Source organism: Flavobacterium chilense (assembly GCF_001602525.1).
Taxonomy (GTDB): Bacteria; Bacteroidota; Bacteroidia; order Flavobacteriales; family Flavobacteriaceae; genus Flavobacterium; species Flavobacterium chilense.
This window is the reverse complement of sequence record NZ_LSYT01000005.1, coordinates 191211-206703: the sequence shown is the minus strand read 5'-3', so window position 1 is coordinate 206703 and position 15493 is coordinate 191211. Positions and strand designations below refer to the sequence as shown.

The following is a 15493-nucleotide window of genomic DNA, read 5'->3' as shown; positions in this document are numbered from 1 at the left end:
AAGCCCTTTTTTTATAAAATTTTCCAGGAGTATATATTATTGTTAAAGACAAAAAAATAGCTTGTCAATAACAGCAATTGTTTTTAATCCTGACTGGTTTCTTTAAATTCTTTCGTGATTTTTAGAATCTTTTCTGCCAGATTGCTCATCCAGATTAATTGCTCGATAACCATTTGAGCTTCCTGCATTTTGGCCTGACGTGTTTCTTTATCTAAATCCTCATCTGTTGCCAAACGCGTAAAATTAACACGTTTTAGTTCTTCGAACTGCAAAGTCACATCTTCCTTATCGAAAAATGTATCTGTGATAATAGACTCATTTCGCAAAATAGCAATAGAATGGTCTAAATTGGCTAAGATTGTTTTTATAATATAATTAAATGATTCTGATGCTGATGTGGTTTGGTGAGATTGAATGTAAGTCGATAAAGAAGCTAAAGCTGATAAAATAGAATGATTTAAAACCACCAGTTTGTTTACTAACGGAAGTGTTTTTTGTTTCGATTTTGGTTCCTGCATCATACGCTGAAAAGAAGTCATTAAATTTCCAATTTCAACAAACGCGTTTTTTCTTGCCAGTCGGTATGAGGTTGGAACTTCTCCTTTTTTATTATAGAAATCCGCAATTTCTTTAAGGTAATTTCGATTGGCGCGAATAGAGTTCTCGATATGAATTGGCGTATTGATAAATTCCCATGCGGGCCATAAAAACTGATTGGCTAAAAAGGCCAGAGTAGCTCCGGCTAAAGTATCTAAAACGCGAAACTGAATAACCTCAACAACATCCGGAGTTAAAATTCCATAAATAAAAACCACATACATCGTGACAAAAGTGGCGCTTATTTTATAATTAATTTGTGTAAATGAGATTCCAAGAAGCATACAAACAATGGATAATATACTTAATGCAACGTGATTCTGAATAACCGACACAATTCCAAAAGCCAGTAATCCTCCTAAAACAGTACCGAAAATCCTGTTATAAGATCGTTCTTTGGTTAAACCATAACCTGGTCGCATGATGACAACGATAGTTAATAAAATCCAGTAAACATTTTGAAAAGGTAAAAGCTGTCCAATAATAAAACCTATCAAAATGGTAATGGTCAACCGGATCGAATGTCTGAAAATAGAAGAAGAATAACTTAAATTTTCAATCAATGTTCGTAACGGATAATATTGTGGTGTTAAGAATTTTTCTAACTCCTTGTCTTTGTCTTTTAATTTATAAGATTGCATAGCAAGCGATAAAGCACGCTGAATGATTTTGATTTTGCCTACCTGATTTTTAGCATATTTTAGCATGTTGGTAAGCATCAGAACGCCTTCTGCGGCTTCGTCTTTACCTAAACTTTTTTCATAATCAAAAATGGCAAATTCAAGTGCGTCTAATTCATTTTTCAAGTCATTTTTATCTACATAAACCGCGATATGATGTACGTTTTTAGAAAGCTTCTTTAAAGTGGAGGCTAATTTGTAGGCTACATTTTGATACGTGCGAAGTACTTCAGGATGTTTGGCAAACTTTTCATGTAGTTTATTATGATCAAATGAAGTGTATAAAGCTAATTCCTGAATTTCAACCAAAGTAATAAAAACCAAAAGCATTTTTCGGTTTTGACTTGTTGTTCCGGATGAGTTTTGATTGCCAATGAGCATCTTTCTTAAATCTTCATGAATCAGATTAAGATCAACTTGAATAGCCAGTTGTTTCTCAATGATTTTTTCACGATTCGCTTCCGGACTCCATAAATCACCTCTTAATTTTAGATATTTTGCCGTTAGCTTTATGCCTTCTGCAATTTGTAACTCTACATATTTATAAGGTTGTACAAAATGAAATACTAGTGAAACAATCAAATATAAAATCCCTCCAATAAAAATAAAACCGGAATACTGAAAAGCTTCCCAGCCTTCATGTAAATGCCCAAATGATAATGAAATTGAAAGTAAAGCAGAGAACGAAACCAAAGTAGCACGTTGTCCGTAAACAGAAATCATAGAACACAAAAAAAGTAAAAAACCCAGAAACGGATAAAATAAAAACGGGTATGGATAGGCAAAATTGACTAATAAGTTAACGCCAGAAACTATAAAAGAAGCAACAATTAATCCTTTTATTTTATGGCTTAACGAACTCGGAATATCACTGGGATAAGTATAAAAAGCACCCAGAGCAATAGTAAAACCTATTTCAAAATGCCCTAAAAAATTCAAAATTAAAACAGGAACAACAGAAGCGATAGTTACTTTAGAGGCGTTTAAAAAAGAAGTACTGTTAGTAAATTTTGAGATGCGATCAAACATATAGTGAGGTTTATAAACAAAAGTACGAATTGTACGAATTAATTTGGCATAATTATAGCTGAGATTTTAAGCTGAATGCAAAAAATGATATATAATATAGCTTTAGAATTATTCATTGACTATTTTTTACTATTTTTGCCAGCTGAATTAGGAGAACGAAATTCAGGATTTTCAGTAGATAATACATTAAAATAACACAAATGATTTTACCAATTGTAGGATATGGTGATCCTGTTTTAAGAAAAGTAGGTGAGGCAATTACGCCAGACTATCCAAACTTAAAAGAAACAATAGCAAACATGTATGAAACCATGTATAACGCTTACGGCGTAGGACTTGCCGCACCGCAGGTAGGTATGCCAATCCGTTTGTTTGTTATTGATACAACTCCTTTTAGTGATGACGAAGATTTACCTTCTGAAGAGCAAAAAGATTTAAAAGGTTTTAAGAAAACTTTTATCAATGCTAAAATTGTAAAAGAAGAAGGCGAGGAGTGGAGTTTTAACGAAGGATGCTTAAGTATTCCTGATGTTAGAGAAGATGTATATAGAAAACCAATCGTTACAATTGAATATTGTGAGGAAGATTTTGTAATGAAAACAGAAGTTTTTGACGGTTTAATTGCAAGAGTTATTCAACACGAATACGATCATATCGAAGGAGTTTTATTTACAGACAAAATTTCATCTTTGAAAAAACGTTTAATTCAAAAGAAATTAAAAAATATTACTGAAGGTAAAACCTCTCAGGAATACAGAATGAAATTTGCGGCAGCTAAAAAAGGGAGATAAGAATTCTAAATCTATTTTAGAATCAACAAAACATAATAAATCAAATTCTTAATACTAATTTTAATAAACATGAATTTAGAGAAAATTTTAGCCATTTCTGGGAAACCAGGTTTATATGTATTGAAAGTGCAAACTCGTACAGGTTTTGTGGCAGAATCATTATTAGATGGAAAAAAAATTACAGTAAACTTAAAAAGTAATGTAAGTTTATTATCAGAGATTTCAATTTATACTTACGAAGGCGAAAAACCTCTTACTGAAGTAATGCAACGTATTGCAACTAAAGAAAATAAAGGACAAGCTATTTCACATAAAGAAGATAATGCTACTTTAACAGCTTATTTTAAAGAAATCTTACCAGAATATGATGAAGAAAGAGTATATCCTTCAGATATTAAAAAAGTATTAAACTGGTACAACACGCTTCAGGCAAAAGGTTTAGTTACTGATTTAGCTCCGGCTGCTGCAGAAACTACAGAAGAAGCTCCGATTGCTGAGGAAAAACCAAAAAAAGCTCCGGCTGCTAAAAAAGCAAAAGCTAAAAAAGAAGAATAGTAGGTTGCTACATTCAAAATATAATAATCCTGTTAAGATATTTTCTTAGCAGGATTTTTTACTTTTACACTATTCGGTGACAACCTAAAAAAAATAAAAAATGAGTAAAGAACTTCAGCTAAAAGCCTTCGAAAGATTATTAATTATCATGGATGAACTTCGTGAACAATGTCCGTGGGATAAAAAGCAAACGCTGCAAACCCTTAGGCATCTTACCATTGAAGAAACGTATGAATTAGGAGATGCCATTTTGGATAATGATTTAAATGAAGTCAAAAAAGAATTAGGTGATTTGCTGCTGCATATCGTTTTTTACGCCAAAATAGGCTCTGAAACAAACGATTTTGATATGGCAGATGTTTGTAATGAAATCTGTGATAAATTAATTCACCGTCATCCTCATATTTACAGCGATACAAAAGTAAAAGATGAAGAAGAAGTAAAACAAAACTGGGAAAAGTTAAAACTCAAAGAAGGCAAAAAATCAGTTTTAGAAGGGGTTCCAAGAAGTTTACCGGCATTGGTAAAAGCAAGCCGAATTCAGGATAAAGTAAAAGGTGTTGGGTTTGATTGGGAAGAACCGCAACAAGTTTGGGATAAAGTTCAGGAGGAACTCGAAGAGCTGCAAGTCGAAGTAAAGGCAGGTGATCAGGATAAAATAGAAGCTGAATTTGGTGATGTTTTATTCTCGATGATTAATTACGCCCGATTTTTGAACGTAAACCCTGAAGATGCTTTAGAACGCACCAATAAAAAATTCATAAAACGTTTTCAGTATCTGGAAAGTAAAGCTGGAGAATTAGGAAAGCCTTTAATGGATATGACCCTTGCCGAAATGGATGTATTCTGGAACGAAGCTAAAAAGCTGTAATTATTCAGCTAATTTTTTGAGTGCTTTTATATCTTTTAGCTTAATTTTTTTACCCACTAATTCAATCAGACCCAGTTTGTTGAAATCAGACAATAATCTGATGCAACTTTCTGTGGCAGTGCCAATAATTCCGGCTAATTCTTCACGGGTTAGCTGGACTTTTAAAGTTTTATCCTCGTTTTCACCAAAAGCATCGTCCAGATGTAATAAAGTTTCTGCCAGACGTTGTTTTACTGTTTTTTGAACTAACGCAATTTTATCGTTTTCAGATTCTTTCAAATCTTCACAAACAGACTGCATCAAATTCAAAGAGAATTGATTGTTGTTATTAAAAAAATGGATGATTTCAGATTTCGGAATAAAGCAAACTTCCATATCAGCAATTGCTTTTGCAGATAAATTTGCAGGCTCATTGCTAATCATGGAACGTTGTCCCAAAAGCTCTCCGGATTTCACCAGTTTTACGATTTGATCTTTTCCGTTAGCACTTAATTTAGAAAGTTTTCCAACTCCGTCTTTAACGCAAAAAACACCATTGGTAACTTCACCTTCTTCAAAAATAGCTTCGCCTTTTTTTATTGTATAAGTTGTTTTGCTATTAGCCAGTTTTATAACCTCATCTTTGTTAAGTGCTTTTAATGAAGAAAGCTGTCTTACGATACATTGATCACATTTATTCATAGCAAAAGTAATTTAGTGCAAAATTAACCAATATTGCGGTTCGGAGGTAGTTTTATTGCTTAAAAAATACAGAAAAAACATAATAATGTAATCTGACTGCTTTATTTGCTTAAATTAGAATTCGATTTCATTACAACATGATAAATGTCATAGTTATAATCGCTGCATATTTTGAATATTTGTCGGATTAAAAAAACAAATTATGAGTGAGCAGAGTTGTTTTCATTGTGGATTAACCATTCCAAAAGATGAAGAAATCAATTTTGATGAAAAAAAGTTTTGTTGTACCGGTTGTAAAACAGTTTATGAAATTTTTAGTCTCAATGATTTGACCTGTTACTATGATTTTGAAAAATCACCAGGTGCTACTCCTCAAGACATAAAAGGAAAATATGACTTTCTTGAAAATGAAACTATCCTATCAAAAGTTTTGGAATTTCAGGAAGGCAATACTGCAATAGTTTCCTTAAATATTCCGCATATTCATTGTAGTTCCTGTATTTGGATTCTGGAGAATCTTAATCGCCTGCAACCAGGAATAAGCATATCACAAGTTAATTTTCCGGAAAAGAAAGTTCGAATTACTTACAATTCAGATACTGTATCTCTAAAATCAATTGCTTATTTATTAAGTTCAATAGGTTATGAACCCTATATAAGTTTAGAAAACTACGAAACCGGAAAAAATAAAGTAGACAGAAGTTTAACCTATAAACTTGGTGTTGCGTTTTTTTGTTTTGGAAATATTATGCTGTTATCCTTTCCTGAATACTTTGAGATCAAAGAGTTTTGGCTTGATAACTACAAACCCTTTTTTAGATGGTTGATTTTTATTTTAGCATTACCAAGTTTTTTGTATTCAGCCAGTGGCTATTATGTTTCAGCCTATAAAAGTATAAAATCCAAAATGCTGAATATTGACATTCCTATCGCTTTAGGAATTGTTGTAATGTTTATTCGAAGTACTTTTGATATTGTCATGAACTACGGATCCGGTTTTTTTGACAGCTTAGCAGGATTGGTTTTCTTTATGCTTCTTGGAAAAATGTTTCAAATTAAAACCTATAGCTTTTTAAGTTTTGAAAGAGACTTTAAATCCTATTTTCCAATCGCAGTTACCCGAATCAATTCTAATACTTCAGAAGAAAGTGTTCCTATTTATGATGTTTTAAAAGGCGACAGATTGTTAATTAGAAATCAGGAGTTAATTCCGGTTGATGGTATTTTAATTAGTGAAAAAGCAGAGATTGATTATAGTTTTGTAACCGGAGAAGCAGTTCCGATTACCAAAAAATCCGGTGATAAATTATTCGCCGGCGGAAAGCAAATTGGTAAAGTAATCGAAATGGAAGTCCTGCATTCTGTATCACAAAGTTATCTGACCCAATTATGGAGTAATGAGATTTTTCAGAAAAATGTAGAGCAAAAACACAAAACAATTACCGATAAAATCAGTCGTTATTTTACACCTATATTATTGCTAATTGCTTTAGCAGGATTTGGGTATTGGATATTTATTGATGCAAATACTGCTTTTAATGTTTTTACAGCTGTTTTAATAGTAGCATGCCCTTGTGCACTTGCACTTACGGCTCCTTTTACATTTGGGAATATCCTGAGAATTATGGGAAAACAAAAAATGTATCTTAAAAACGCTCTGGTTATAGAACAATTGGCAAAAGTTGATACCATTGTTTTTGATAAAACAGGAACGATTACAACCAATAAAAAATCGAATATTACCTACGAAGGTGAAGCGCTTTCAGAAGAAGATTATGTATTGATAAAAAACGTACTTCGTGCTTCAAATCATCCTTTAAGCCGAATGTTATATGATTTTCTGCCGGAATCAAAAAGAATTAAAATAGATGATTTTCAGGAAATAACAGGAAAAGGAATTTTAGCTTCTTTTGAAGATAAAACAATTAAAATAGGTTCGGCTTCATTTGTTGAAAGTCCGGAACTGAATTCTTCAGAAATCGAAAAAACCGCACTTCATATTAAGATCAATGATATTTATTATGGAAGATTTAGCTTTCAGAACCAATATAGAGATGGTCTTGCAACGTTATTTTTGTCATTAAGTAAAAACTACCAGATAAAAGTACTTTCAGGAGATAATGATGGAGAGCGAACGAATCTGGAAACAATTTTACCAGCAGGAACTGAACTCGTGTTTAATCAAAAACCTGAGCAAAAACTGGAGTTTATTAAAAAGCTTCAGGAAAAAGGCCAGAATGTAATGATGGTTGGAGATGGCTTAAATGATGCCGGCGCACTGGCACAAAGTAATGTGGGGATTTCGATTTCAGAAAACGTAAATGTATTCTCTCCGGCTTGTGATGCTATACTCGATGCGAGCGAATTTTCACGATTGGACTATTTTTTAAAATTGTCTCATAAGTCTATTACAATCATTAAAATGAGTTTTGTTTTATCATTGCTTTATAACGTAGTTGGGCTCACTTTTGCTGTTACAGGAAACCTGCTTCCGTTAGTTGCGGCTATTATAATGCCGTTAAGTACAATTACTATTGTTAGTTTTGTTACTTTAATGTCTAACTATTTCAGTAACAGCAATTTAAAACGATTATAAATAATTTAAAAGTATTTTTCTTTAAATTTAACATTAGTCTTTTAGTATGATAATTATCATATTTTCCCCGCCTCTAAACTAGTAATTTTGTTAACATAAAATTAAGGTATGAGTGTTATTTATCTATTAATTTCAGTAAGTATTTTCGTAGCAATAGGGTTCTTTATCGCCTTTATTGTAGCTGTTAAATCAGGACAATATGATGATGATTATACGCCATCAGTCAGAATGCTTTTTGACGATGAAACCAAAATTACTCCCCAGAATAATAATTCACCAACCGAAGAAAAACAAGTATAATTATGGAAATGGAACAGTTTTACTACGACAACAAAATTGTAAAAAAATTCATTTACGCCACTATCCTTTTTGGAGTAGTGGGTATGTTAGTGGGGCTAACCTTAGCGGTTATGTACCTTTTTCCCAACATGACAGATGGGATTTCATGGCTTAGTTATGGTCGATTAAGACCTTTACACACCAATGCGGTAATTTTTGCCTTTGTTGGAAATGCCTTTTTTGCGGGTATGTATTATTCGCTGCAGCGATTACTAAAAGCCAGAATGTTTAGTGACTTTTTAAGTAATTTACATTTTTGGGGATGGCAGCTTATTATTGTCGCAGCTGCAATTACATTGCCATTAGGATATACTTCATCAAAAGAGTATGCCGAGTTAGAATGGCCAATTGATATTGCTATTGCACTTATTTGGGTGGTAATGGGAATCAACATGATTGGTACCATGTTGCGTCGTAGAGAAAGACATTTGTATGTAGCAATTTGGTTTTACATTGCAACATTTGTTACGGTTGCAGTATTGCATATTTTTAATAATATAGAAATACCGGTTTCTGCTTTAAAAAGTTATTCTGTATATGCAGGAGTTCAGGATGCATTGGTGCAATGGTGGTACGGACATAATGCAGTAGCATTTTTCTTAACAACACCGTTTTTGGGATTAATGTATTACTTTATTCCAAAAGTAGCCAACCGTCCTATATATTCTTATAGATTATCTATTATTCACTTTTGGTCTTTAATCTTTATTTATATCTGGGCAGGACCACACCACTTATTATATTCTGCTTTACCAAACTGGGCTCAGAATTTAGGAGTTGCATTTTCTGTAATGCTGATTGCTCCATCATGGGGAGGTATGATCAACGGGCTTTTAACTTTAAGAGGTGCATGGGACAAAGTTCGTGAAGAACCGGTTTTAAAATTCTTCGTAGTAGCGATCACAGGTTACGGAATGGCAACTTTTGAAGGACCAATGCTTTCTCTGAAAAATGTAAATGCTATTGCGCACTATACAGACTGGATTATTGCTCACGTTCACGTTGGAGCATTGGCCTGGAACGGATTTATGTCTTTTGGTATGATTTATTGGTTGATACCAAGAATGACAAAATCTACATTATTCTCTAAAAAATTAGCCAACTTTCACTTCTGGATTGGTACTTTAGGAATTATTATATATACAATTCCGTTGTACGTAGCAGGTTTTCAGCAAGCTACAATGTGGAAACAATTTAACCCTGATGGTACCTTAACGTATGGTAACTTCCTTGAAACAGTAACAGCTATTATGCCAATGTACTGGATGAGAGCTATTGGTGGTACTTTATATCTGATTGGAATGCTAACACTGGTTTATAATATTATTATGACCGTAAGAGCAGGAAATACTATCGAAGACGAGTTGGCTCAGGCACCGGCTTTACAAAAAATAAACAGTACAAGATTAAGTGGAGAAAAATTCCATTCATGGTTAGAAAGAAAACCAATTCAGTTAACCATTTTAGCTACCATTGCTATTTTAATTGGAGGTATTATTCAAATTGTACCAACCATTATGGTCAAATCTAATATCCCAACCATTTCAAGTGTAAAACCATATACACCGTTAGAGCTTGAAGGACGTGATTTATATATCAGAGAAGGCTGTGTTGGTTGTCACTCACAATCAGTTCGTCCGTTTAGAAGTGAAGTAGAACGTTACGGACCACAATCTAAAGCAGGAGAATTTGTATACGATCATCCATTCTTATGGGGATCAAAACGTACAGGCCCGGATTTATTAAGAGTAGGTGGTAAGTATAATGATAACTGGCACTTTAATCATATGTGGAATCCGCAAAGTACTTCTGCAGGATCAATAATGCCAGGATACAAATGGTTGTTTGATAATAAACCAATGGATCTTTCATTGACAGAGAAAAAAATGCAGGCTATGATATCACTTGGAGTTCCTTATACTCAGGATGAAGTTACAAATGCACAAAAAACCTTAAGAACTCAGGCGCTTAAGATAGAAAAAAGCTTAGAAAACGATCCTGATTATGTGAAGAGTTATGAAGACAGTAAGAAAAAAGCAGCAGCAAAAGGTGAAAAATTCGTACCAATGAACGAAAGAGAGATTGTGGCTTTGATTGCTTATATACAAAGGCTTGGTACTGATATTAAGGTAAAAGAAACTTCTAAATAACAGCATTATGTTTGAACAAATAAAACACAACATGGAAACCATATCGGGTATAGAAGTTTACCCGATTATTTCTCTCTTGATTTTCTTTTTCTTTTTCGTAGGATTAGGCTTTTGGGTATTCTCTTATAAAAAAGACAAAATTGATGAAATGAGCCAGATCCCTTTAGAAGAAGGAAGTATTATAATTTCAAAAGATAGATAAAATGAAAAAGTTTTTCCCAGTATATGTTAGAGTACCGTTGATTTTTTTCATCGTTTTTGCTTTGATGGAATATTTTATTGACTCGGGCGACAGACCGGCTTTTATAAAATATCCAATGGTATCTGTCTTTTTGTTTGTCTTCCTGTTTATCTTAATTGCTATTGAAGTTACACTTAGTGCAGTAAATAGAGTGATGTATCAGTTATTGTCACCAGAAGAAAAGGCAAAATTAGAATATGAAAATACTTTAAGCCTAAAAGAAAGTGCCTGGTTTAAAAACCTTATGCACAAGCTTACCAAAACAGAACCAATAGAAAAAGAAGGAGATCTTTTGATGGATCATGATTATGATGGTATCAAAGAGCTTGATAATAATTTACCACCATGGTGGGTTTATTTATTCTACATCTGTATCATTTTTGGTGTAGTCTATGTAGCAAGTTATGAGTTATTTGGTGGAGATGATCAGGAAACAGAACTTAAAAAAGATATGGCGAAGGCAAAGATAGAAGTCGAAGAATATCTTAAAACTGCCCCTGATTTGATGGATGAAAAAACAGTTGTTTTGTTAACAGATGCACCAAGTTTAGCAGCAGGAAAGGAAATTTTCATGACGAACTGTGCAGCTTGCCACAGAGCAGATGCCGGAGGTCAGATTGGGCCAAACCTAACAGATGACCATTGGATTTTAGGTGGAGGAATTAAAAATATATTTCACACCATTACGAACGGAGGACGTGACGGCAAAGGAATGGTTTCCTGGAAAACAAATGGTATGAAGCCAAAAGAAATTCAGAAAGTTGCCAGTTACATTTTGTCATTGCAGGGTAGTAACCCAAAAGATCCAAAAGCACCTGAAGGTGAAATTTGGGTCGATGACAGCGCTCCTAAAAAAGACGGAGCTGCAAAAACAGAAAAAGATACCACAGAAGTTAAAAAATAATTAGAATATCATGTCAAATTTACCAGACGAAGCTTTTAGAGATACCATTGGAACTATAGATGAAGGTGGTAACAGAAAATTTATTTTTCCCAAGAAACCGTCTGGTAAGTTTTATAATTACCGAAAAATGGTCAGCTATATTTTGCTGACCATTTTAATCGTAAATCCTTTTATTAAAGTAAACGGAAACCAATTTATGATGTTCAATATATTAGAACGTCGATTTAATATTTTTGGATTTCCTTTTTGGCCCCAGGATTTCTACCTATTTGTAATTTCAATGCTTGTTGGCGTTGTCTTTGTAATTTTATTTACCGTTGTTTTTGGAAGGATTTTTTGCGGATGGATATGTCCGCAAACTATTTTTCTCGAAATGGTTTTTCGCCGAATCGAATACTGGATTGATGGAGACCGTGGCGCGCAATCCCGTTTAGCCAGACAGGAATGGAATGCGGAGAAAATTAGAAAGAGACTTATTAAGTGGACAATTTTCTTCCTGATTTCTTTTGGGATCGCCAATGTTTTTCTGGCTTATTTAGTAGGTAGTGATGCATTGTTTTTAATGGTAGAGCAAGGTCCTGTTGAACAGGCAAGTAATTTTACTGCACTTCTTATTTTTACAGGAGTTTTTTATTTTGTTTTTGTATGGTTTCGTGAGCAGGTTTGTATTATTGCATGTCCTTACGGAAGATTACAAGGCGTTCTTTTAGATAATAAATCAATTAATGTGGCGTATGATTTTGTACGTGGCGAAAAAGAAAAAGGACGAGCTAAATTCAATAAAAAAGAAGACAGAGCCATAACAGGAAAAGGAGATTGTATTGATTGCCTTCAGTGTGTTCATGTTTGTCCAATGGGAATCGATATTAGAAACGGAACTCAGTTGGAATGTACAAATTGTACTGCCTGTATTGATGAATGTGACCATATAATGGAAACGGTAGGATTACCAAAAGGACTTATTCGCTACGCTTCTGAAGATGAAATTGCGAAAAAAGAACCTTTTAAGTTTACCACAAGAATGAAAGGCTATACAGCAGTTCTATTTATTTTACTGAGTGTTTTTATTGGAATGTTATTTCTTAGAACAGATGTTCAGGCTGTTATTTTACGATTACCGGGACAGCTTTTTCAGCATAAAGGAGACAAAATCAGTAACGTTTATACGTATAAAATTGTCAACAAAACAATGAAAGATTATAACGACATTCATTTTGAATTAATCAATCAAAAAGGTGAAATAAAAAATGTTGGAAAACAACATTTTAAAGTAGCAAAAGAAGGTATCTCACAAGGAACATTATTTATAGAAATAAAAGAAGTTCTGTTAGAAAGTGATAAAACCAATGTGAAAATTGGCGTTTATAATGGCAAAGAACTTCTTGAAACTACAACTACAAATTTCTTAGGACCACGAAGTTTTAATTAAAAAAAATACATGATAAAATCGCCGCTAATAAAACTTTTGCAAAACAAAAATGAATAACTAAAAAGCGATTATATATCCTGACTACTAACAAGTAAAATTTACAGATATGAAAATTAATTGGGGAACCGGAATAGTCATTGCATTTGCACTCTTTATGAGCTTTATTTTATATTTTGTTTTTGAAGTACAGTCAAATACCAAATATGACAATGATTTAGTTGTAGAAGAATATTACAAACATGATTCTCATTTTCAGGACGAAATGGCTAGAATTCAAAATGCGCACGATTTACAGCATAAACCTTCAATTAAATGGGAGAATGATGGTGTAAAAGTGACTTTTCCTGCATCTTTTGAAAGCGATAAAGTACAAGGGAATATTTTATTATACCGTCCATCAAATAAAAAATTTGATTTTGATACTCAGATTGCTTTAACCAATTCGTCATTAATGATACCTCAGAAAAAACTAATCAAAGGACGTTGGGATGTTAATATGGAATGGCAATATGAGGGCAAAAAATTCTTAACTAAAGAAGTTATTTACGTAAATTAATAAAAATGTTAATCTCGGCTTTTATATTGGGTCTTATCAGCAGCCTGCATTGTGTTGGAATGTGTGGCCCAATTGCTATGATGCTTCCGGTTGATCATCAAAATGAAGTTAAAAAAGTAACTCAGATTATTACTTATCATTTAGGAAGATTAACCGCTTATTCTATAATTGGTTTAATATTCGGACTGTTGGGAAGAGGCTTCTTTTTGGCTGGAATGCAACAAAAAATGTCAATCTTTATTGGTATTGGAATGATACTTGTTGTTTTAATACCCGAAAAAATATTCGCTAAATATAATTTCTCAAAACCTGTTTACAAGGTAATCTCCAATATAAAATCAACTTTAGGCAGTCAGTTTAAAAAGAAAAGTTATAAATCGCTTTTTACAATAGGCTTGTTAAACGGTTTCCTGCCATGCGGAATGGTCTATGTAGCCTTATTTGGTGCAATAGCCATGCAAAGTGCCGGTTTTGGCGTACTCTACATGTTATTGTACGGATTAGGAACGATTCCGTTAATGACAATAGTAGTTTATATTCATTCGTTGTTGAAATTGCCATTTCGAAATAAAATTCAAAAGGCAATTCCTTATGTTGCGGTAGTAATTGGGGTTTTATTTATTTTGAGAGGTTTAGGTTTGGGAATTCCTTATGTTTCTCCGGCTAATATGAGTTTGTTTGTTCAGTCGTCTCCTAACTGTCATTAAACCGTCATAGAAAACAGATTAGTTTCGGGAGATTTTCTTTTTAGATGTAAATCAAAAGCCATACAAATGTTGCGTACAAAAGGTCTTCCGGCTTCTGTGATTCTTATTTTGTTTTCTGCTATAACTATCAATCCGTCTTTTTCGATTTCTTCAAGATCTGCCAATACATCCGAAATCTCTTTAAAGTAAAGCATTTCATCACTCCAGGAAGTTTCAAATTCACAAGTCAGGTTCAGAATATGTTTTCTTATAATTAGATCTTCATTGTTTAGAATATGACCTTTTACAACAGGCAGTTTATCCCATTCTAATAACTGATAATAATCTTCCAGGCTCTTTGTGTTTTGAGCAAAACTATACCAGCTGTCACTAATAGAAGAAACACCTAAACCAATCATTAATTGTGTTTTTGAGGCGCTGTATCCCATAAAGTTTCGATGTAATTTTTGAGTTTGAGCGGCTTTAAACAAGCTGTCAGATTCTAAAGCAAAATGATCCATTCCAATTTCATGATAGCCATTTTTGGAGAGCATTTGTTTTCCAATTTCGTAAAGTTTTCTTTTTTCTGCGTCTTTTGGAAGATTTTCATCATTAAACCCACGCTGACCATTTCCTTTAATCCATGGTACACGCGCATAGCTGTAAAATGCCAGCCTATCCGGTTTTAATGAATTTGTCTTTTCAACTGTATCAATTACATCTGCAAGTGTCTGAAACGGTAATCCAAATATGATATCGTGCCCAATAGATTTGTATCCAATTTCTTTAGCCCAAAAAGTAACTTTGGCAACATTATGAAAAGGCTGTATACGATTGATTGCTTTTTGAACCTTTTCTGCATAATCCTGAACACCAAAACTTACTCGGCGAAAGCCAAGATCATATAATTTTTTTAGCTGTTCGTAAGTTGTATTATTTGGATGTCCTTCAAAGCTAAATTCATAATTTTCAGCTTTATTGGCAAAAGAAAAAATACCATTTATTAATTGCTCTAAATTTTCTTTTGAGAAAAAAGTAGGAGTTCCGCCTCCAAGATGTATTTCTTTTATTAAAGGTCTTTCCGAAAGAACTTTACAATATAAGCTCCACTCTTTTATAAGTGCTTTTATATAGGTTTCCTCGACAGAATGATTTTTTGTAATACGCTTATTACAACCACAAAAAGTACACATACTTTCGCAAAAAGGGAGGTGTATGTATAAGCTGATTCCGTTTTGGGAATTACTTTCAGAAAATGCCTTTTGGAATGAACTGATCCATTTTTGTTCTGTAAATTCACTTTCATTCCAATACGGAACGGTTGGATAACTTGTGTATCTTGGACCGGGAACATTGTATTTTTGAGTAAGTGATATTTTCATAAAAGT

The 15493-nt window shown here is 33.2% G+C and carries 14 protein-coding genes; 11 read left to right on the top strand and 3 right to left on the bottom strand.

The annotated features are described in order from the left end of the window. Positions 1–83: 83 nt before the first annotated feature. Positions 84–2306 carry an FUSC family protein gene (locus A4F88_RS13535; protein ID WP_068843144.1) on the bottom strand — a complete coding sequence of 741 codons (2223 nt, stop codon included), beginning with the start codon at positions 2304–2306 and terminating at the stop codon, positions 84–86. Between the two features lie 200 nt (positions 2307–2506). Here A4F88_RS13535 and def point away from each other — a divergent pair, with 200 nt between their 5' ends. From def to mazG, 3 genes are all read left to right on the top strand, one after another. Then, positions 2507–3097 carry a peptide deformylase gene (gene def / locus A4F88_RS13530; protein ID WP_068843143.1) on the top strand — a complete coding sequence of 197 codons (591 nt, stop codon included), beginning with the start codon at positions 2507–2509 and terminating at the stop codon, positions 3095–3097. Between the two features lie 69 nt (positions 3098–3166). Next, positions 3167–3652: a DUF5606 family protein gene (locus A4F88_RS13525; RefSeq protein WP_068843142.1), complete on the top strand. Its 486-nt coding sequence runs from the start codon at positions 3167–3169 to the stop codon at positions 3650–3652. Positions 3653–3752: 100 nt separating this feature from the next. Next, on the top strand, positions 3753–4523 hold the full coding sequence (gene mazG, locus A4F88_RS13520; protein WP_068843141.1) for a nucleoside triphosphate pyrophosphohydrolase: 771 nt from the start codon (positions 3753–3755) through the stop codon (positions 4521–4523). Here mazG and A4F88_RS13515 read toward each other — a convergent pair whose 3' ends face one another. Further along, entirely contained in the window at positions 4524–5204 is a 681-nt protein-coding gene (locus tag A4F88_RS13515) for a Crp/Fnr family transcriptional regulator (RefSeq protein ID WP_068843140.1), read from the bottom strand. A 202-nt stretch (positions 5205–5406) separates the two neighbouring features. On the opposite strand from A4F88_RS13515, the gene A4F88_RS13510 reads away from it, so the two are divergent. The 8 genes from A4F88_RS13510 to A4F88_RS13475 all read left to right on the top strand — a co-directional run bounded on the left by A4F88_RS13510 (position 5407) and on the right by A4F88_RS13475 (position 14126). Continuing rightward, on the top strand, positions 5407–7800 hold the full coding sequence (locus tag A4F88_RS13510) for a heavy metal translocating P-type ATPase (protein ID WP_068843139.1): 2394 nt from the start codon (positions 5407–5409) through the stop codon (positions 7798–7800). Positions 7801–7908: 108 nt separating this feature from the next. Continuing rightward, positions 7909–8100 carry a cbb3-type cytochrome oxidase assembly protein CcoS gene (gene ccoS, locus A4F88_RS13505; RefSeq protein ID WP_041517968.1) on the top strand — a complete coding sequence of 64 codons (192 nt, stop codon included), beginning with the start codon at positions 7909–7911 and terminating at the stop codon, positions 8098–8100. Positions 8101–8102: 2 nt separating this feature from the next. Continuing rightward, entirely contained in the window at positions 8103–10289 is a 2187-nt protein-coding gene (gene ccoN, locus A4F88_RS13500; RefSeq protein ID WP_068843138.1) for a cytochrome-c oxidase, cbb3-type subunit I, read from the top strand. A gap of 7 nt (positions 10290–10296) precedes the next feature. Beyond that, positions 10297–10491 carry a CcoQ/FixQ family Cbb3-type cytochrome c oxidase assembly chaperone gene (locus A4F88_RS13495; RefSeq protein WP_068843137.1) on the top strand — a complete coding sequence of 65 codons (195 nt, stop codon included), beginning with the start codon at positions 10297–10299 and terminating at the stop codon, positions 10489–10491. A gap of 1 nt (position 10492) precedes the next feature. Continuing rightward, a complete protein-coding gene (locus A4F88_RS13490; RefSeq protein ID WP_068843136.1) occupies positions 10493–11434 on the top strand; it encodes a cbb3-type cytochrome c oxidase N-terminal domain-containing protein in 942 nt (313 codons plus the stop codon). A 10-nt stretch (positions 11435–11444) separates the two neighbouring features. Beyond that, a complete protein-coding gene (gene ccoG, locus A4F88_RS13485; protein ID WP_068843135.1) occupies positions 11445–12863 on the top strand; it encodes a cytochrome c oxidase accessory protein CcoG in 1419 nt (472 codons plus the stop codon). Between the two features lie 106 nt (positions 12864–12969). Then, positions 12970–13419, top strand: a complete 450-nt coding sequence (locus tag A4F88_RS13480) for a FixH family protein (RefSeq protein ID WP_068843134.1) — start codon at positions 12970–12972, stop codon at positions 13417–13419. A 5-nt stretch (positions 13420–13424) separates the two neighbouring features. Next, the gene (locus A4F88_RS13475) at positions 13425–14126 is read left to right on the top strand and encodes a sulfite exporter TauE/SafE family protein (RefSeq protein ID WP_068843133.1); all 702 of its coding nucleotides are present in this window, start codon (positions 13425–13427) and stop codon (positions 14124–14126) included. On the opposite strand, the gene hemN is transcribed toward A4F88_RS13475, so the two are convergent. Beyond that, on the bottom strand, positions 14123–15487 hold the full coding sequence (gene hemN / locus A4F88_RS13470; protein WP_068843132.1) for an oxygen-independent coproporphyrinogen III oxidase: 1365 nt from the start codon (positions 15485–15487) through the stop codon (positions 14123–14125). The genes A4F88_RS13475 and hemN overlap by 4 nt on opposite strands. Positions 15488–15493 lie beyond the last annotated feature (6 nt).